At 59.5% G+C, this 18,470-nt stretch carries 17 protein-coding genes; 4 read left to right on the forward strand and 13 right to left on the reverse strand.

Annotated features, from left to right (window positions below):
- Positions 1-108 precede the first annotated feature (108 nt).
- Positions 109-1,269, forward strand: coding sequence for an AAA family ATPase (locus HB680_RS30765; protein WP_213942050.1), 1,161 nt, complete (start codon positions 109-111; stop codon positions 1,267-1,269).
- 224 nt (positions 1,270-1,493) lie between these two features.
- On the opposite strand, the gene HB680_RS30770 is transcribed toward HB680_RS30765, so the two are convergent.
- The 12 genes from HB680_RS30770 to HB680_RS30825 form a co-directional block, all read right to left on the reverse strand.
- Positions 1,494-2,375 carry a transporter substrate-binding domain-containing protein gene (locus HB680_RS30770; RefSeq protein ID WP_213942051.1) on the reverse strand — a complete coding sequence of 294 codons (882 nt, stop codon included), beginning with the start codon at positions 2,373-2,375 and terminating at the stop codon, positions 1,494-1,496.
- The gene (locus HB680_RS30775) at positions 2,372-3,154 is read right to left on the reverse strand and encodes an amino acid ABC transporter ATP-binding protein (protein WP_213942052.1); all 783 of its coding nucleotides are present in this window, start codon (positions 3,152-3,154) and stop codon (positions 2,372-2,374) included. Before HB680_RS30775 ends, HB680_RS30770 begins: the two co-directional genes overlap by 4 nt.
- Positions 3,151-3,810, reverse strand: coding sequence for an amino acid ABC transporter permease (locus HB680_RS30780; protein ID WP_213942053.1), 660 nt, complete (start codon positions 3,808-3,810; stop codon positions 3,151-3,153). Before HB680_RS30780 ends, HB680_RS30775 begins: the two co-directional genes overlap by 4 nt.
- A complete protein-coding gene (locus HB680_RS30785; RefSeq protein WP_054047861.1) occupies positions 3,791-4,456 on the reverse strand; it encodes an amino acid ABC transporter permease in 666 nt (221 codons plus the stop codon). Before HB680_RS30785 ends, HB680_RS30780 begins: the two co-directional genes overlap by 20 nt.
- Positions 4,457-5,012: 556 nt before the next feature.
- Positions 5,013-5,795 (reverse strand): MetQ/NlpA family ABC transporter substrate-binding protein, encoded by a 783-nt coding sequence (locus HB680_RS30790; protein WP_213942054.1) that lies wholly within the window; start codon positions 5,793-5,795, stop codon positions 5,013-5,015.
- Positions 5,796-6,182: 387 nt separating this feature from the next.
- Complete coding sequence (locus HB680_RS30795) at positions 6,183-7,112, reverse strand: sigma 54-interacting transcriptional regulator (protein WP_213942055.1); 930 nt, start codon at positions 7,110-7,112, stop codon at positions 6,183-6,185.
- Between the two features lie 52 nt (positions 7,113-7,164).
- Complete coding sequence (locus tag HB680_RS30800) at positions 7,165-7,746, reverse strand: alpha/beta hydrolase (RefSeq protein WP_123515925.1); 582 nt, start codon at positions 7,744-7,746, stop codon at positions 7,165-7,167.
- 366 nt (positions 7,747-8,112) lie between these two features.
- Entirely contained in the window at positions 8,113-8,514 is a 402-nt protein-coding gene (locus tag HB680_RS30805) for a biopolymer transporter ExbD (RefSeq protein WP_213942056.1), read from the reverse strand.
- Position 8,515: 1 nt separating this feature from the next.
- Entirely contained in the window at positions 8,516-9,241 is a 726-nt protein-coding gene (locus HB680_RS30810; protein ID WP_213942057.1) for a MotA/TolQ/ExbB proton channel family protein, read from the reverse strand.
- A 45-nt stretch (positions 9,242-9,286) separates the two neighbouring features.
- Complete coding sequence (locus tag HB680_RS30815; protein ID WP_213942058.1) at positions 9,287-10,096, reverse strand: energy transducer TonB; 810 nt, start codon at positions 10,094-10,096, stop codon at positions 9,287-9,289.
- A gap of 361 nt (positions 10,097-10,457) precedes the next feature.
- On the reverse strand, positions 10,458-10,784 hold the full coding sequence (locus HB680_RS30820; RefSeq protein ID WP_213942059.1) for a hypothetical protein: 327 nt from the start codon (positions 10,782-10,784) through the stop codon (positions 10,458-10,460).
- 211 nt (positions 10,785-10,995) lie between these two features.
- Positions 10,996-13,347, reverse strand: coding sequence for a TonB-dependent receptor (locus tag HB680_RS30825; protein ID WP_213942060.1), 2,352 nt, complete (start codon positions 13,345-13,347; stop codon positions 10,996-10,998).
- Positions 13,348-13,512: 165 nt separating this feature from the next.
- Between HB680_RS30825 and HB680_RS30830 the strand changes: the two genes are divergently transcribed.
- Positions 13,513-14,457 (forward strand): LysR family transcriptional regulator, encoded by a 945-nt coding sequence (locus HB680_RS30830; protein ID WP_213942061.1) that lies wholly within the window; start codon positions 13,513-13,515, stop codon positions 14,455-14,457.
- Between the two features lie 199 nt (positions 14,458-14,656).
- Positions 14,657-16,273: an alkaline phosphatase family protein gene (locus HB680_RS30835; protein ID WP_213942062.1), complete on the forward strand. Its 1,617-nt coding sequence runs from the start codon at positions 14,657-14,659 to the stop codon at positions 16,271-16,273.
- A gap of 112 nt (positions 16,274-16,385) precedes the next feature.
- Here the strand turns inward: HB680_RS30835 and HB680_RS30840 are convergent, their stop codons facing one another.
- Positions 16,386-17,291, reverse strand: a complete 906-nt coding sequence (locus tag HB680_RS30840; RefSeq protein ID WP_213942063.1) for a TauD/TfdA family dioxygenase — start codon at positions 17,289-17,291, stop codon at positions 16,386-16,388.
- Positions 17,292-17,474: 183 nt separating this feature from the next.
- On the opposite strand from HB680_RS30840, the gene HB680_RS30845 reads away from it, so the two are divergent.
- Positions 17,475-18,395 (forward strand): LysR family transcriptional regulator, encoded by a 921-nt coding sequence (locus tag HB680_RS30845; RefSeq protein ID WP_054047883.1) that lies wholly within the window; start codon positions 17,475-17,477, stop codon positions 18,393-18,395.
- The last annotated feature ends 75 nt before the right edge of the window (positions 18,396-18,470 follow it).

Raw genomic sequence — 18,470 nt, forward strand, 5'->3', positions numbered from 1 at the left:
CTGACTTCACGACTGCTTCGCAGCCGAACGCAGGCTTCGCCAGCTGCTACAGGTCACGGTGTGGCCGACAATAAGGCAAACTGGCCGCCTATGCAGCAGGAAGCTCTTATGCTCAAAACCCTCGCGGTGGCCAATTACCGCTCGATCAATAAATTGGTGATCCCGCTGGGTCGGTTGAACCTAATCACCGGCCCCAACGGCAGCGGCAAGTCCAACCTCTACCGTGCGTTGCGCCTGCTGGCGGAAACCGCCCAGGGTGGCGTGGTCAATGCGCTGGCCCGTGAGGGCGGGCTGGATTCGACGTTCTGGGCCGGGCCGGAAAACATCACCCGGCGCATGCGCAGCGGCGAAGTGCCAATCGAGTCCACCGTGCGCCACAGCGTCAAACGCCTGCGCTTGGGATTTGCCGGGCAAGACTTCAGCTATTCGATTGCCCTGGGGTTGCCTGCGCCGACACAGTCCTACTTTTCCCTCGACCCGGAAATCAAAAAAGAATGCATCTGGGCCGGGCCGCTCTATCGCCCGGCCAGCCTGCTGGTGGACCGCGAAGGCCCGATGATTCGTGCCCGCGAGGGCCGCAACTGGGACGTGCTGGCCCAGCACACGCCGAACTTCGACAGCCTGTTCGATCAGGTCGGCAGTTTTCGCACCTCACCGGAAGTCATGCACCTGCGCGAATTCATCCGCCGCTGGCGCTTCTACGATCACTTTCGCAGTGACGCCGACGCCCCGGTGCGCCAACCGCAACTGGGTACGCGCACGCCAGTGCTGCATCACGATGGCCGCGACCTGGCGGCGGCGTTGCAGACCATCCGCGAAATTGGCGATCCAGAGGCTTTGCAAGCGGCCATCAGCGATGCGTTCCCCGGCGCACGGTTGAACATCGCGCCGTTGCAGGGTGGACGCTTCGCCATCGAGTTTTATCAGGAAGGGTTGCTGCGGCCACTGTCGGCGGCGGAATTGTCGGACGGCACGCTGCGTTATCTGCTGTTGGTCGCCGCGCTGCTGACGCCTCGGCCACCGTCGCTGATGGTGCTGAACGAGCCGGAAACCAGCCTGCACCCGGACCTGTTGCCGGCGTTGGCGCGGTTGATTATCCGTGTGTCCGGGCAGTGTCAGGTGTGGGTGGTGTCCCATGCCCGGCGCTTGATCTCGGCGTTGCAGGAGGACCCGGAGTGCAATTGCATTGTCCTGGAGAAAACCCTGGGCCAGACCGGGATCGTCGGGCAGCGGCTGCTGGATGAGCCGGCGTGGCATTGGCCGGATTGAGGGGTGTCAGCTAGAACCACCCCTCACCCTAACCCTCTCCCCAAAGGGGCGAGGAGACTGACCGAGTTGTTCTTAGAGCTACATCGACCTGAAAAATCGAGCTGAACTCAGGTTTTGAAAGCGACAGAGATCGGCTCCCTTTCCCCCTCTCCCCTCTGGGGAGAGGGCTGGGGTGAGGGGTGGCTCTCAGCCTCACCGCAGAATCAACAGAGGTCAGCAGAAGATCACCCCTGCCACTTCCCACCCTCGACAATCACGCTCTCCGGCTTGGTGTCATCGCTCAGTTCTTTACGCACATATTGGTCGTACAGCTTGAGCAAATACTTCTCCTCACCCAACTTCGCCAACTCGACATTCACCCAGTCCCGCAGCTCGATGTTGCCCTTCTTCACGGCTGGCGCAATCGGCGCTTCGGCGCCCAGGGTTTGCTCCAGCACGCGATAGCCCGGGTTCTGCTTGGCCCAGCTGAACAGCACCAGGTTGTCCTGGGCATAGGCATCGCCGCGACCATTGGCCAGGGCTTGCAGGGACTCGGAGTTTTTCTCGAACTTGAGCAGTTTCCAGTCCGGGTGATTCTTGGTCAGCCAGATATCAGCCGTGGTGCCGGTAGTGACGATGGTGGTGCGGCTCGCCAGGTCATCAAGATTCTTCACCGAGCTTCCCTGCGGCACCAAGGCCTGCACCGCGACCTTGAGGTTCGGGTTGGTGAATTCCACCGCCTCCTTGCGCTCCGGGGTCACGGTCATGTTGGCCAGGATCAGGTCGACCTTGTCGCTTTGCAGGAACGGAATCCGGCTGGCCGGCTCCACGGCGACGAACTCGACTTTGTTTTCATCGCCCAGCAAATCCTTGGCGAATTGGCGGCCGATGTCGGTATCGAAACCGACGTAGCGCCCGGCCTCATCGACGAAACCGAACGGCGGCTTGTCGGTGAAAACCCCGACAATCAGCTTGTCCCGGGCCTTGATTTTGTCCAGATAGCTGGCCGGCGCCGCGTTTTCGCTGGCGACTTTCGGCTTCGGCGGTTCTTCGGATTTGTTGCAGCCGGCCAGCAGCGCGAGGCCGAGCAGCGGCAGTAAAAAGAGTGAAGACTTGGCAGTTTTCATAGCAGTTCCAGTTCCTTTGTTTGAGTCTTTTTGGGCAGGGCTTCGACGTAGGAGAATTTCTCCAGGAACTGCTGCGCTCGTGCGGTTTGCGGGTTCGTAAAGAAAAGCTCGGGAGGGTTTTGCTCGAGGATGCGCCCGGCATCCATGAACACGATGCGGTCGGCCACGGCGCGGGCGAAGGCCATTTCGTGGGTGACGATCAACAGGGTCATGCCTTCGCGGGCCAGGCCCTGAATCACTTCCAGCACTTCCTTGACCATTTCCGGGTCGAGGGCGGCGGTGACTTCATCGAAGAGCATGACCTTGGGGTTCATGCACAGCGAACGGACGATGGCGATGCGTTGCTGCTGGCCGCCGGAGAGCTGGCGCGGATAGGCGTCGCGCTTGTCCAACAAGCCCACACGCTCAAGCAACGCTTCGGCCTGGGCGCGGGCGTCGCGGCGATCACGTTTTTGCACTTTGACCGGGCCGAGCAGCAGGTTATCGAGCACGTTCATGTGCGGAAACAGGTGATAACTCTGGAACACCATACCGATCTGCTGCCGGACATCGCGCCAGTCGGTGCCCTTGTCCAGCAGCTCGCGGCCATTGAATTTCAAGCTGCCGCTGTGGGCGACTTCCAGGCCATTGAGGCAACGCAGCAACGTACTTTTGCCGCAGCCGCTGGGGCCGAGGATGACGATCACTTCGCCCGGTTTCACACTCAGGTCGATCTCGTTGAGCACCTGCTGCTCGCCGAAAAACTTGTTGAAACCCTTGAACTCGATCAATGCGCTCATGCTTGCGTCCAGCGCCGCTCCAGCACGCGCGATGCGGCCGAGAGCGGGTAGCAGATGAAAAAGAAAAACAGGAAAAGCGCGCCGTAGATCAGCACCGATTCGTAGGTGCGCTCGATGATCTGCTGGCCGACCTTGATCACGTCCACCACACCGATCAACACTGCCAGGGAGCTGGTCTTGATGATCCGTGTGTAGACGTTGATGGTCGGTGGTGTCATGCGTTTCAGCGCCTGGGGCAACAGCACGTAGCCGTAAAGCTGCGGGCCATTCAGGCCAATCGACAACCCCGCTTCACGCTGGCCGCGCGGCAACGACAGCAGCGCGCCACGCACCACTTCGCCGACCTCGCTGGCGCCCCATAGCGACAGCACCAGCACCGCGCACCAGAAGCTCGGAATGCTCAAGCCAAAGAAAATCGGCAGGCCGAAGAACAGCAGATACAGCCAGACCAGCACCGGGATCGCCCGGAACAGTTCCAGATAGACCCGCAAGATCGCGTTCAGCCACTTCGAATTCAGCGTGCGCAACACGCCGTAGAGCACGCCGCCGACGGTGCTGATGGCGATGCTCAGAAAGGAAATCGACAAAGTCTGCGCAGCGCCCTTGCCCAGTTGCGGCAACGACACCCACAGCAACTCAAGACCCGAACTGGCCATGCTGGAGCCTCCTTTCCAGACGGCTGAGCAGCAGCGACAGCGGCAAGAACAACAGCACGCAAATCAACGTCAGCACGGCGAGCATTTCGTAGGTTTTGTAGTAGAGCGCGATGTAGCTTTTGGTGGTGTAGAGAATCTCCGGCACCGCCACCGCCGAGACCACGGTGGTTTCCTTGAGCAGGAAGATGAAATTGGCGAACAGCGACGGCAGGCTGAGGATGCCGGCTTGCGGCAGGATCACGTAGCGCAGCAATTGGCCGTGAGACAAACCGATGGAGCGGCCGGATTCGAGTTGCGCCTGGGGCACCGCATCGACACCGGCGCGCAGCACTTCGGTGAGGTAGGCGCCGCCGAGAAACGTCATGGTGATGATCGCCGCGGCAAATCCCGAAACGCTGATGCCCAGTGCCGGCAAGGCGAAGTAAACGAAGAACAGTTGAATGAGTAGTGGGGTGTTACGCGCCAGCTCCACATACAACCCGACCAGGCGCTGCAGGTAAGGCGTGCGGAACACCAGAATCGTCGCGTTGATCAGCGCCACCAGCAGCGACGTGCCGATGGCAATGAAGCCGACCTGCAGCGTCACGCCCACGGCTTTGAGAAACGCCGGCAGGGTGCTGAGGATAAAAGCGTAATCGAAGGTCATTGAACATCCTGAACGTCGCTCGGTAAGCGACGGTGGTGCAGTCCATGGGCGATGGATAACCACCCGGCAGGCACCGACTTTAAAGGCATAAGAATAAGAATTTAAATACCGTTAAAGCATATTGATATCACGCAAAAAACTATCCCCCGGATTTGCGGTGGCAACGGAACACGACTATTTTCCTTTGCGCTGTAGGAAGGATCTTTTTTTCAATTTGCCCCTCCAAGGACGTACAGCTTTTGGCCAGACTCCCCGGCCAAACCATCACAAGGAAGAGAAAAATGGCTGACGCAAAAGTGCCGCAACGGCTGGACCCGCAGGACATCGTGAAATTGCTGGTGGCGTTGCGCCGGGCGTTGAAGGCCGGGGTGGCCTAGAACCCTTAAAAGCAAAAGATCGCAGCCTTCGGCAGCTCCTACACGGGTTCGCGTATCTCTGTAGGAGCTGTCGAGTGAAACGAGGCTGCGATCTTTTGATCTTCTGGCGTAACAAAAAACGCCGACGCTATAACAGCCGTCGGCGTTGAAACCTTGAAGGGGTTTGAGGCTGCGTCGAATCAGAACGCCGGCAATACCGCGCCGCTGTATTTCTTCTCGATGAACGCTTTCACTTCCGGGCTGGTCAAGGCTTTGGCCAGTTTCTGGATAGCGTCGCTGTTCTTGTTGTCCGGACGAGCGACCAGGAAGTTCACGTAAGGCGAATCTGCACCTTCGATGACCAACGCGTCTTTAGCCGGGTTCAGGCCTGCTTCCAGCGCGTAGTTGGTATTGATCAAGTCCAGGTCAACTTCCTTCAGAACACGCGGCAGCATGGCCGATTCCAGTTCCTTGAACTTGAAGTTGTGCGGGTTCTTGGCGATGTCTTTCGGCGTAGCCAACGCGTTTTTCGGGTCTTTGAGCTCGATCAGGCCAGCCTTCTGCAGCAGGATCAGGGCACGGCCGCTGTTGCTGCCTTCGTTCGGCAGCGCGATGGTCGCGCCGTTTGGCAGATCAGCCAGGGATTTGTATTTGCTCGAGTAGCCACCGAACGGTTCAACGTGGACGCCGATCACGGTTTCCAGGTTGGTGCCTTTGCCTTTGTTGAAGCTATCCAGGTACGGCTTGGTCTGGAAGTAGTTGGCATCCAGGCGCTTTTCGGCAACCTGCACGTTCGGTTGAACGTAGTCGGTGAAGACTTTGATTTCCAGATCCACGCCTTCTTTGGCGAGGGTCGGTTTGATCAGTTCCAGAATCTCGGCGTGCGGGATCGGGGTCGCCGCAACCACCAGTTTCTCGCCGGCCTGGGCCAGGCTTGCAGTCAGGGCAGCCGCCAATGCGGTGAACAACAGAACCTTTTTCATGCAGTGTCCTTATCGAAAATCACGGTCGCCAATGACGACGGCTTCTAGTACGAGTGCCAGTGAAGTGCTATCGCTGGCGTGAAGCGGACAATACCGGGATTTTTTATTCCCGAACAATATCTTTTATTCACTTTGATATTCCATTTTGTTCATACAACCACCGCCCGCTCTAATCCGCACATTTACCCGTAGGAGCGAGGCTTGCCCGCGAAGGCTTCCTTCCTGACACACCGCGCTGCCTGGTTCGCGAGCAAGCTTTGCTCCTACAGGGGAAGGTGTTCTTCCTGACACACCGCGTCGCCTGGTTCGCGAGCAAGCTTTGCTCCTACAGGGGAAGGTGTTCTTCCTGACACACCGCGTCGCCTGGTTCGCGAGCAAGTTTTGCTCCTACAGAAGGCCGGCGTTGTGGAGGAGTTGTTTCAGGGCTGTTTGCTCGGCGGCGGAACCACTGGCGAGGATTCGCTTGAGTTGCCGCTCAATCTGCAGCAACGACGGCAACGCCTCCGGCAGGTTTAAATGCTCGGGCAAGATCTCATCCCCAGTACTCACCAGCAGCGCAAAGTGAATGACGTTCTCAAGTTCCCGGGTATTGCCCGGCCAACTGTGCGCCTCCAACACATGCTGCGCCGCTTCGCTGATCAGCGGCACCGGCAGGTCCAGGCGCTGGCTATAGATGCCCAGAAAGTATTCCGCGAGGGAAAGAATGTCGCCCACCCGCTCACGCAGCGCCGGCAGTTCGAGTTGGCCTTCGCTGAGGTAGTGATAAAGCCGTTCATGGAATTTCCCCGCCGCCACCGCTTGAGCCAGGTCGATACTGGTGGCGGCGACCAGGCGCACGTCCACCGGGCTCGGCTGGTGCGCGCCGACGCGGGTGACTTCGTGGTTTTCCAGCGCGGAGAGCAATTTGATCTGGATCGGCAATGGCAAATCACCGATCTCATCCAGGTACAGCGTCCCGCCATTGGCGGAGCCGAACCAACCGGCACGACTGCTGGCCGAACCGGTGTAGCTGCCAGCGGCATAACCGAACAATTCAGCATCGGCATAGGTCGGGCTGATCGCGCCGCAATTGACCGACACGAACAACCCGCCACGATCACTGGCACGATGGATGTGCCGCGCGAGCAATTCTTTGCCGCTGCCGGTTTCACCGCGAATCAGGACTGAAATAGCGCGCGGTGCCAGTTGTTCCAGCTCCTGGCGCAACTGCCGCGAGCGTGGATCGACGAACACCAGCGCTTTGGCGCGGATGCTCAGTGGGCTTTTTTCGGCGTCAGGGAAGGTCAGTAATGGCTGACCGAAGGCTTCAAAACTCATGGCAGACTCCCGCCCAAAACCGCCGGGAGACGGGGGGCGTTAACAAAAAAATTTAAGCGCGGCGCAAGGCGTGATGTTCCATGCGGTTTTGCAGGCGATAGAGGTAAGCGAAACCCTGCTCCCAGCGCTGGTGACCGGACTTGACGTTGATATGCCCGGCCCCCGCCAGAATGCCCGCCTCGGCGCCCCAGTTGCGGGCCAGTTCCATCGCTCGCGGCGCACTGACGGCGCTGTCGTTATCGGAACTGACCACCTGGCTCGGGAACGGCAGCAACGTGGTCGGGATCGGTGCAAAGTTGCGCAGGGCCGGCGAGCAGGCCGGACGTTCGACGTCCGCTGGCGCGACCAGCAAGGCACCGCGCACCTGACGCAGAAACTGCAAAGGCGCGGTCGCCGCCCAATGGGCAACGGTGATGCAACCCAGGCTGTGGGCGATCAGGATCACCGGCGTGCTGTCGGCGGCAATCGCCTCGGCCAATGCGGCGACCCAGTCTTCACGGCGCGGTGTCAGCCAGTCGGCCTGCTCTACCCGCGCACTGTTCGGCAGACTGTTCTGCCAATGTGTTTGCCAATGATCTTCTGGCGATCCTTGCCAGCCCGGCACAATCAGGTAGCGAATTGATTCGTTGCGCATGGGGGAGCTCTCCTGCTGCGTGTCTGTTCCTGATGGAGTATAGGGACGAGAGTTATATTCGTTAAGGAATAAGAAGCTATTTATTAAGACCTTAATTGCATATGTGAGGTGGATTGGATATTTGTGCCTGGCTTTAGAACCACCCCTCTCCCTAACCCTCTCCCCAAGGGGGCGAGGGGACTGACTGAGTTGTTCATTCGAGCTGCATCGACCTGAACGTCCGAGGCGAACTCCGGTTTGAATAGCATGAAGATCGGCCCCCTCTCCCCTTTGGGGAGAGGGTTGGGGTGAGGGGTGGATCCCAAGTCCTACGCAAAAAAAAGGGCCGCACCCTGCCAAGGAGACGGCCCCGGAAACTGTAGAAGTTTATCGCGCGGTAATCACCGACAACTTGGTAATCCCCGCCCGCTCAATTGAAGCCATCGCCCGCGCCACTTCGCCGTAATTCACCCCGTCATCAGCCTGCAATTGCACGCGCACTTCGGGGTCCTTGGCCTTGGCCGACTTGAGGCTGAATTCCAGCAAGTCCGGCTGAATCTCGTCCTTGTTGATAAACAGCTTGCCGGCGCCATCAATGCTCACCACCAGCGGATCTTTCTGCTCTACCGGAGCCACGGCCTCGGTCTTGGGCAAGTTGATCGGGATCGCGTTGGTCAGCAGCGGCGCGGTGACGATAAACACCACCAGCAGCACCAGCATCACGTCCACCAGCGGCGTTACGTTGATTTCGCTCAGCACCTCATCACTGTCTTGCGTGGAGAACGCCATATCAGGACGCCTCCTTCACTTTCTGCGCGCCGCCCTGGGCAACCACTTTGTGCGAGGTCGGGTGAATCAGCAGGCGGAACGAACTCTTCTGCGCCAGGCTGTAGAAGTCATGGGCGAAGTCATCCAGGTCCGCCGCCGTCAGTTTCAGACGCCGCAAAAAGTAGTTGTAAACCAGCACCGCCGGTACCGCGACGGCGATCCCCACGCCGGTGGCAACCAGCGCCGCACCAATCGGACCCGCGACGGTTTCCAGGCTCGCCGAACCCGCCGCACTGATGCCTTTCAACGCTTCCATGATCCCCCACACCGTGCCGAACAAACCAATGAACGGCGAGGTGCTGCCAATACTCGCGACCACCGCCAGCCCGGTTTCCAGCGAACGACGCTCGCGGACGATCTGCTGACGCAAGGCGCGCTCCAGACGATCCTGATGGTTGATCGCCTGGCTCAAATCATTCGCCGGCGGCGCTTCACCGACCTGAATCGCGGCATAACCGGCCTGGGCCACACGCGCCGCGGCGCCCGGTTGGGTTTCGCTCAACTCGGCCGCTGCGTCGAGACTCGAAGCGGCCCAAAACTGTTTATGAAACTTGCGATCCTGGGCTTTCAGGCGACCGAACTGCACGCCTTTGAGCAACGCCAAACCCCAAGTGGCAACGGAAAAAACCACCAGCAGCCAGATCACCGCGCTTTCGATGGATTCAAGTGGAGAGGCCAGTAACGTCATGATGTATTCCCTCGTGTAAATTTTTCGCGCGAAATTGGTTTCGGTTTAATGAATCTTGAAATCGATGGGCACGCTGACCCAGCCATCCAGGGCCACATCACCTTGCTTGGCCGGTACGAAACTCCAACGTTTCACCGCATTAAGCGCGGCCTCGTCGAGTTGATCGCGACCACTGCTTTTCTGAATCTGGATTTCCCCGGGCTTGCCATTGGCCAACACATGCACCCGCAACAACACCGTGCCTTCCCAACCGCGACGCTGAGCCAGGGACGGGTATTCCGGCGCCGGGTTCTTCAGGTACGCGGCGTTGGCCGATGCCGGAGTCACTGGCGCGGGCGCCGGTGGTGCGGGCGGCGCAGGCGCCGCGACAGGCGCTGTCGGTTGTGGTGGTGCCGGGGGTTGCTCGACAGCTTTTGGAGCCGGTTTCGGTACAGGCTTGGCGACCGGTTTTGGTTTGGGAATCGGTTTCGGGGGCGGCGGTTTCACAGCCAACTCGTCTTCCACGGGCGGCGGAGGCTCGACCACCGGCTGAACCGGTTGTGGCGGTGGCGGCTCGACCACGGGCGGCGCCGGGCGCGAAAACTCGATGGTCATCGGCGGAATTTCCGGCGGCACGATCGGCAGTTCTTTGATCGGTTGCTGGTTGACCCAATAGATCACCGCACCGTGCACCAGCAGCGCCAGCACGCCGAGCAGGATCGCTTCGCGTCGGCTCAAAATACCCTTGGGCGCCCGCTGCAAACGCAACTGGCCCAAGGGCACGCGATGCGCCCGGCCGAGGTCGACCAACTCGCCACTCGGCGCCTGGCGCCAGAGCACCTCATGTGCGCCGGCGGCGGTCTGGACATTGCCCATTGATTAACTCCCTGCGGTCTCTTTGCGAATAACCCGATGACACCCCGCACTGAATCCCCCGCGAGGCGTATCGACGGGCCAATCATTGGGCCAGACGCTTATCTCTTAAAGTAATCTTTAAAGTTATGGATAGATCTGAATCGAATATAAAAAACGATCAATTCCGCCAAAGCCACGTCGTTCAAGGCTTGCAGCGGAGCATCGGGAAAACGATGCTTTTCAAGCATTGAAAGTATTCGCGGAAGGCATCGATTTATAGGGAAATAGGATGAGGAACAACTAACAACAGCGAGTATTGCCCACAAACAAAAACAGGCTGATGCACATTCATGCATCAGCCTGTTGCTTTTCACAGAATTGTTTATTGCTTGATGAATTCTCCAGCCAGACCAACTACTTCACCGTCAAAGTTAGTACGCGAACCCACCGCACGAACTTTTGAATAGTTGTGATCCGGTGAGAACAATGACCACGCCTGGAAACCGCTACTGCCATTCAGGCCGACGAACGTGATGGTGGTCGGTTGCCCGGTGCTGTTCTGGAAGTGGTAGTGCCCGTAGCTGACATCGTAGTTCACCCCGCCCTGGCTGAACGTGCCGCTGAATGTGCCGTTGGAATCATTACCGTCGGTAATCACCAGTTTGGCGCCAGCATTGGAGTTTACGTAAGTACCATTAATGCTCGACATGGTTCGACTTCCTTTATCTGTTAAATAAGTGTCTTCCGATGAGAGCAAGTTTCCTCCTGGAAACTCACGAAACAGAGCATGGTTCGACAATCACTTATTGTCCACGGCCAAACGCACTTATTATTCGACGAAAACGCGATATCCACTATGCAGAGTCTTCATAAGTTATTCCAAAACTTTCAAACATTACTTCCGTCAGCACTAAGCCGATTCAGAAATCGTAGCGACCGGTTACGCCCAAGGTGCGCGGCGTGCCCAGCAAGCCTTCATAACCGCCATTCCCGCCTGTCCACAGCGTCGTGTAATAGGTTTTATCGAACGCGTTTTTCAACCACAACGACACATCCCACTGACCTTGGTTGAAGTCGCCGCGCAGACCTGTGGATAAGTTGACCACGGCGTAACTCGGGATCTGCCCGTAGTCGGAATCCTCCACCGTGCCCACGGCTTTGGAGCGGAAGGCATAGCTGGCGGTGACGTATTCTTCGAAGCCGTTGCTCAGGTTCCATTTGTATTCGCCGTTGGCGTTGCCGATCCATTTCGACGCGCCGACCACCTGATGGCCGCTGAGGTCGCACGAGGCCGGGGCGCCCGGGGCCAGGCTGACTTCCGGCGGGCACGGCGCATCTTTGTAGGAGAGGTAACTGACGTCGTTGAACGAGCCGTTGAGGTTCAGGGTCAGGCCGCGCAACGGGATGATCGTGCTTTCGACTTCCACGCCGCGAGAGCGCACGGAACCGGCGTTGGTCAGGTATTGCACGCGATTGTCGTAGTCGTAGGCGTTGGTCTGGTAGGCGTTGACCTGGGTCCAGAACACGTTGGCGTTGAGTTGCAGGCGCCGGTCCCACAGGGTGCTTTTGAACCCGAGTTCGGCGTTGTTGGCGCGCTCGGTGCCGATCAACAGTGAATCGGCACCTGCCGTTGGCGCGGAGCCGACCGCCAGGTTCACGCCGCCGGATTTCTCGCCGTGGGACAGCGTCGCGTAGCCGAGCAAGTCATCGGTAAAGCGATAGCTGAGGTTCAACAGGCCAGAAGGACTGGAGCTGTACTGATTCAAATCGCCGGAATCGTAGGCGCCTGCACGACCGCGTCGTGCCGTGGCCGCCGCACCCGTGACAGCCGCGCCACCGACCGGCGCATCGCGCGTCACCCAGGCGTTTTTCTCTTCATAAGTGCCGCGCACACCAGCGGTGAAATCCAGACGTGGCGTGAGGTGCCAGGTGCCTTGGGCGAACAGTGCAAAACTGTTGGTTTCGATATGGCCGTTGCCGACGCTGCTGACGTTGGCCAGCGCGCCCCGTGGCGTGCCGTTCCAGATGTCCGCTTGCGGGCCGTAATAGGAGAAAGACTTGTTGTCCAGGTCCGAGCCGAAGTAATAGGCGCCGAGCACATAGTCGAAGAATTCGCCCTTGGGCGAAGCCAGGCGAAATTCCTGAGAGTACTGCTTATCTTCCACCGAAACCCCGGCGTTGTAGCTCGCCGGCACGTTCAAACCGTCGTCGTTGCGCGGGGTGAAATTCCACCAGCGGTAGGAACTGACCGACGTCAGGGTGAAGTCGCTCGGCAATGTCCAGTTGGCCTCCAGCGACGTGCCGCCCTGATGCACCGTGACATGCTGATCGTTGTCCAGATTGACCTTGCGGTGGGTGCCGTTGACCAGCGTAGCGCCGGCGGCAGCGGCCCGTGACTCATAGAGGTTGACGCCATTGATGGTCGGCCCGGTGCTATACAGCACACGGGTGCCGGCGCTGGAATCCTCTTCGTTGTAATCGCCGATCCAGCGCAGGCTGAACGACTCGTTGGGCTTGTACAGCAACTGCCCACGGAAGCCGTCGCGGGAACCGCCGTTCAAATCATGGCCGTTGAATTCGTTCTTGATATCGCCGTCGCTGCGGGTGCGATAAGCCGAAAAGCGTCCGGCGAGTTCGTCGTTCAACGGCCCGGAAATCGTGCCCTTGGTCTGGAAGTAGCCGTCCTCGCCCACCGAGGTTTCGATGCTGCGTTCCGGGGTAAACGACGGCGCCCGGGTGCTGATGTTGATCACGCCGGCGGTGGTGTTCTTGCCGAACAGCGTGCCTTGCGGACCACGCAGGACTTCGAGCTGTTCGATGTCCATCAGGTCGAACACCGCCATGCCCGGCCGGCCGAGGTAAACGTTGTCAATGTAGAGCCCGACGCTGCCCTCCAGACCATCACTGGCCGGGTTGTTGCCCAGGCCCCGGATCGACACGCTGGACTGGCGCGCATGCATGTAGGCGACGTTGACGCTGGGCACCAGTTGTTGCAAATCCTGGATGCGATAGACGCGCTGGGTTTCCAGGACCTGACCGCTGACCACGCTCATTGGGGTCGGCACGTCCTGCGAACTTTCTTCGCGGCGGCGGGTGGTGACGGTCACGGTTTCCAGTTGCGAACTGTCGGCCGTGGCTTTGCCGGCGGGAGCCGCTGACGCGGTGGAGGTGTCCGCCGCATAAGCCTGGGCGCTCCCCGCCAGCAACAGGGCCAGGGGCAGGCGTTTGAGCCGTCGGGGCGATAGGGGCGAGGCAAGGTTCAACGGACTCATGGGGCGGCTCCTGATCAAAAAACACGCAGTGACATTCAGCAATGCATATTCTTTAAAGTTATTTATTTATGTTTTTACAAAGATTTACTGCATAAGAGATTGCCTTTATAAGGAGTCGACCTAATGCATATCCAATGCATTTGCCCGATATTTTTTATGTGAAAAATGCATATCGATTTGCGCCAACTCCGACACTTCATCGCCCTCGCCGACCAGCGCAGTTTCGTCGCGGGTGCGCTGACGGTGAACCTCTCGCAATCAGCGTTCAGCCGCAGCATTCAGGCGCTGGAACACAGCGTCGGTTGCCAGTTGGTGGATCGCGGACGCAAGGACCTCGCGCCGACCAAACAGGGCCAGGTGTTGCTCGAACATGCGCGACGACTGGTCAGCGGCGCGCAGCAGATGGCCAACGAGATCAGCCAGTTCAATGGCCTGGAGGCCGGCGAATTGCGCTTCGGTTGCGGCCCGGCGCCAGCGGCGGGGTTGATCCCGCGGGCGATTGGCGCCTTCATCGGGCGCTACCCGAAAGCGCGGGTGCAGTTTCAGGTGGACGACTGGCAGAGCCTGAGCAAGCGATTGTTGAGTGAGGAGTTTGAGTTTTTCGTCGCCGACACCCGCTACTTCGAAGCGGACCCCGACTACCTGACCCAACGCCTGCGCCCACGCAAATGGCATTTCTGCTGCCGCGCCGGACATCCACTGGCGGGACGTGAAAGCGTCAGTGCGGCGGCGTTGATGAGTTATCCGATGGCCGTCAGCATCCGCCCGCCGAACCTGCGCAAAGTCATCGTCGACCTGAGCGGCCGCCCGGATTTCACGCCGAATGTGGAATGCGAAAACAGCTACAGCCTGTTGAGTGTGGTGATGCGATCGGATGCGATCGGGATCGTCGGCGCCTATTCAGATGCGCTGCACCTCGCCAGGGATGAACTGGTGTGTTTGAAGATTGATGGGTTGGCGGATGATCTGGAGGAGATGTACACGCGGTACGGGATTGTCAGCCGGGCGGGGTATCGGTTGTCGCCGTTGGCCGAAGCGATGATTGCGCAGATCAAGGCGATTGATCAGCGGGATGAAGAGGTGTGTTCGCTGGAGAATCTTGCCGTCTGATAGGCCGCCTTCGCGAGCAAGCCCGCTCCCACAAGGGATTTGTGAACGACGCAATACCAATGTGGGAGCGGGCTTGCTCGCGAAGAGGCCAGACCAGGCGCCAATGCACCCACTGCATAAACCCCATTCTCCAAATGCACTTGCCTCAACCCCACCCCACCAGCGAAAACCCTCGCCTGTCTTTCGATCGGTGAATTCTATGTCCAACCCCCAAAACCCCGTGCGCAACGTGCTGTACATCATGTGCGATCAACTGCGCCGCGATTACCTCTCGTGCTACGGCCACCCGCACTTGCACACCCAGAACATCGATCGCCTGGCCGCTGCCGGCGTGCGTTTCAGCCGCGCCTACACCCAAGGCACCATCTGCGGACCCTCGCGGATGTCGGCCTACACCGGGCGTTACGTCAGCAGCCATCAAGTGGCGTGGAACGCCGTGCCGTTGCCCCTGGAAGAACTGACCATCGGCGACTACCTGCGTCCCCATGGCATCCGCACCGCGCTGGTGGGCAAGACCCACGCCACGCCCAACCTGGATGCCTTGCAACGGTTGGCGATCGACCCGTCCAGCGATCAGGCCGAAACGCTGAACGAGGTCGGTTTCGAACCCTTTTTCCGCCACGACGGCATCTTCCCCGATGATCCGATCTTCGACGACAAACGCGAGTCCGCGCCCTACACCCAGTACCTGCGCGACCACGGTTTCGAGGGCCGCAATCCGTGGCACGACTGGGCCAACGCGGCCGAAGGCGAACGCGGCGAAATCCTCAGCGGCTGGAAAATGCGCAACGCCCATCTCCCCGCACGCGTTCCCGAGCAGCACTCGGAAACGGTCTACACCACCGACCGCGCCATCGACTTCATCGCCGAGCAGGGCGAACAGCCGTGGTGCCTGCACCTGTCGTACATCAAGCCGCACTGGCCCTACATCGCCCCGGCGCCGTATCACGCGTTGTATGGCGCCGAGCAAGTGATTGAACCGGTGCGCGCAGCGCGCGGCGAGGAAAGCGATCACCCGGTGTACAACGCATTCCGACAACATGAAGAAAGCCTGAATTTCTCCCGCGATGAAGTGCGCCTGAACGTGGTGCCGACCTACATGGGATTGATCAAACAGATCGATGATCAGCTCGGGCGGTTGTTCGATTTTCTGCAAAGCAATGGCCGCTGGGATGACACCTTGATTGTGTTTACCAGCGATCACGGCGACTTCCTCGGTGATCATTACCTGGGGGAAAAAGAATTTTTGCTGGAACCGGCAGTGGGAATTCCACTGATCGTTCGCGACCCGCGAGCGGCGGCGGATATCACCCGTGGCTCGGCGGATGATCGACTGGTGGAAACCATTGATGCGTTGCCGACTTTTCTTGAGGCACTGGGTTTACCGAGCGCTGAACACCGGCTCGAAGGACGCTCGCTGATCCCGCTGCTACACGGCGTGCAAACCGGATGGCGCCGCTACGCGATCAGCGAATACGACTATGCCTTCCAGGCCCCGGCGCGGGAGCGTCTGGAACAACCCATCGACCGTTGCCGCATGACCATGGTGCGCAGCGAGCGCTGGAAATACCTGGCGTACGACGGCTTTCGGCCGCAGTTGTTTGATCTGTTGAATGATCCACAGGAGCTGAAGGATTTGGGCACAGACCCGGCGTATGCGGCGGTGCGCGAAGAACATGCGGGGTATTTGTTCGAGTGGGTGCGCGGGCTGAAGCGGCGCACGACGATTAGTCATCAGGAGATTGATTTGCGCGGGCAGCGGTTTCGCTATGGCGAGCCCGAGACCGAGAAGTTAGTCCAGATCGGGGTGTGGTAACCCGATCAAATTGTGGGAGCGGGCTTGCTCGCGAAAGCGGTGTATCAGTCAATATTTGTATCGACTGATACTCCCTCTTCGCGAGCAAGCCCGCTCCCACAGGGTCCGTGTTTCACACGCCTTTGATCGTCTGACTCCGCTGCCCCGCCACGCCCACCGGCACTTCACCCTTCAACGTCACCCGCCGAACAATCCGATCCTGAGTCCCGTAATCGTCCACCGCGTAATGCTGGGTCGAACGGTTATCCCAGATCGCCACATCACCGGCCTTCCAGCGCCAGCGCACGGTGTTTTCCAGCCGCGTGACGTGGCTCTGCAACAACCCGAACAAATGCGCCGAATCCGCCTGTGAATAGCCCTTGATGCGTTTCACGAAATGCCCCAGCAGTAAGCTCTTTTCGCCGCTGATCGGGTGCACGCGCACTACCGGGTGTTCGGTTTCGTAAACGGTGGAGGTGAAGATCTTGCGGTAGCGCTCCAGCTTCTCCGCCGACACGTCAGGCTTGGCGCCGGCGTAGTCGTATTCGTTGCTGTGCACCGCCGTGAGTTTGTCCGCCAACTCACGCAGTTCCGGCGCCAGTTCGTTGTAGGCGGTGGCGGTGTTGGCCCAGAAGGTATCGCCGCCGAACGCCGGCGCCACTACCGACCGCAGGATCGAGGCTTTCGGGTAGGCGTCGACGAAGGTCACGTCGGTGTGCCAGGAGTTGGCGCGCTGGCCTTCAGCGCCGTCCAGTTCCAGCAGGTAGCGAGTGCCGTCGCGCACCGGCACGGTCGGGTGCGCCACCGGCTCGCCGAGCAAGTGGGCGAAGGCTTCCTGGCTCTGATCGTCGAGTTGAGTCTGCTCGCGGAAGAACACGACTTTGTATTGAACCAGCGCCTGCTGGATCGCTTCGACGGTGTCGGCATCCAGTTCGCCGCAGAGTTGCACGCCACGGATCTCGGCACCGATCCGACCGGCCACCGGATGGATTTCCAGCGCGTGAACAGCGGGTTTTACAGCGAAAGCGGCATTGCTCATGGGTAGACCCTCGATCGGACTGCTGACGGTTGAACGCCTGCGAAACATTGCTCTATCTATATTCAATTTAGGTCTAATAGATATTCACATGCTTCGTTGACGGAATAAGAGCTTGCATTTAAAACCTCAAGCAACCTTCGTCGCAAATGCCTTCGAGCTATTTTTAGGATGCCGCAAAAGCATATGGATCTTCGCCAGTTGCGCTACTTCATCGCCCTCAACGAACACCGCAGTTTTGTCCGCGCGGCCGACGCCATGGGCATCACTCAACCGGCGTTCAGCCGCAGTATCCAGGGGCTGGAGCAAGAGTTCGGCTGTGTGCTGGTGGACCGTGGCAACAAGGATTTGCGCCCGACACCCGAAGGCCAGGTGGTGCTGCAACACGCGCTGACCCTGGTGCAAGGCGCGGCGCTGCTCAGCGCCGAAGTGACGCAGATGACCAAGCTCGACGCCGGTGAACTGCGCTTCGGTTGCGGCCCGGCGCCGGCGGTGAAACTGGTGCCGGACGCGGTGGCGCAATTCATCAACGCGCACCCTAAAGTGCGCACCTGTTTTCAGGTGGATAACTGGGAAAAACTCAGCCGCGCCCTGAGCCGCGAAGAGATCGAATTCTTTATCGCCGACATCCGCCATTTCGAGGCTGACCCGAACTTCCAGACCCAGGCCCTGACGCCCAAGCGCGGTGTATTTTTTTGCCGGCCGGGGCATCCGCTGTTGGTCAAGGACAGCCTGTCGACCAACGACATGTTCGACTATCCGCTCGCCACCACGCTGATCCCGCCGGGCATTCGCAAACTGCTGGCGAACCTCAGTGGGCGGATGGATTTTTCACCGACCATCGAGACCGAGCACTTTCCGGCGCTGGTGAAAGTGGTGCTGCAATCGAACGCCATCGGCATCGGCACGGAAGAGGCGTTTGTCGAGGACATTGCCAAGGGTTCACTGGTGCTGCTGCACTGGCGCAACTTGCCGCAGAACATTGAAAGCATGAATGCGCGGTGCGGGATTGTCAGTCGCACGGGGTTTCGGTTGTCGCCGGCGGCAAGGGCGATGATTGAGACATTGGTGGCGGTGGATAAGCAGCAGATTAGCGTCGCGGTTTAGGGCCTCTTCGCGAGCCAGCCCGCTCCCACAATGGATCGCCTGTGAACACATAATTTGTGAACACCGAAGATCAAC

Source organism: Pseudomonas sp. dw_612, from assembly GCF_018449725.1.
Lineage (GTDB): Bacteria > Pseudomonadota > Gammaproteobacteria > Pseudomonadales > Pseudomonadaceae > Aquipseudomonas.

Coding starts and splice junctions, on each gene's coding strand:
- HB680_RS30765 (WP_213942050.1), top strand. CDS start 109: ATGCTCAAAACCCTCGCGGTGGCCAATTACCGCTCGATCAATAAATTG.
- HB680_RS30770 (WP_213942051.1), bottom strand. CDS start 2,375: ATGAAAACTGCCAAGTCTTCACTCTTTTTACTGCCGCTGCTCGGCCTC.
- HB680_RS30775 (WP_213942052.1), bottom strand. CDS start 3,154: ATGAGCGCATTGATCGAGTTCAAGGGTTTCAACAAGTTTTTCGGCGAG.
- HB680_RS30780 (WP_213942053.1), bottom strand. CDS start 3,810: ATGGCCAGTTCGGGTCTTGAGTTGCTGTGGGTGTCGTTGCCGCAACTG.
- HB680_RS30785 (WP_054047861.1), bottom strand. CDS start 4,456: ATGACCTTCGATTACGCTTTTATCCTCAGCACCCTGCCGGCGTTTCTC.
- HB680_RS30790 (WP_213942054.1), bottom strand. CDS start 5,795: ATGAAAAAGGTTCTGTTGTTCACCGCATTGGCGGCTGCCCTGACTGCA.
- HB680_RS30795 (WP_213942055.1), bottom strand. CDS start 7,112: ATGAGTTTTGAAGCCTTCGGTCAGCCATTACTGACCTTCCCTGACGCC.
- HB680_RS30800 (WP_123515925.1), bottom strand. CDS start 7,746: ATGCGCAACGAATCAATTCGCTACCTGATTGTGCCGGGCTGGCAAGGA.
- HB680_RS30805 (WP_213942056.1), bottom strand. CDS start 8,514: ATGGCGTTCTCCACGCAAGACAGTGATGAGGTGCTGAGCGAAATCAAC.
- HB680_RS30810 (WP_213942057.1), bottom strand. CDS start 9,241: ATGACGTTACTGGCCTCTCCACTTGAATCCATCGAAAGCGCGGTGATC.
- HB680_RS30815 (WP_213942058.1), bottom strand. CDS start 10,096: ATGGGCAATGTCCAGACCGCCGCCGGCGCACATGAGGTGCTCTGGCGC.
- HB680_RS30820 (WP_213942059.1), bottom strand. CDS start 10,784: ATGTCGAGCATTAATGGTACTTACGTAAACTCCAATGCTGGCGCCAAA.
- HB680_RS30825 (WP_213942060.1), bottom strand. CDS start 13,347: ATGAGTCCGTTGAACCTTGCCTCGCCCCTATCGCCCCGACGGCTCAAA.
- HB680_RS30830 (WP_213942061.1), top strand. CDS start 13,513: ATGCATATCGATTTGCGCCAACTCCGACACTTCATCGCCCTCGCCGAC.
- HB680_RS30835 (WP_213942062.1), top strand. CDS start 14,657: ATGTCCAACCCCCAAAACCCCGTGCGCAACGTGCTGTACATCATGTGC.
- HB680_RS30840 (WP_213942063.1), bottom strand. CDS start 17,291: ATGAGCAATGCCGCTTTCGCTGTAAAACCCGCTGTTCACGCGCTGGAA.
- HB680_RS30845 (WP_054047883.1), top strand. CDS start 17,475: ATGGATCTTCGCCAGTTGCGCTACTTCATCGCCCTCAACGAACACCGC.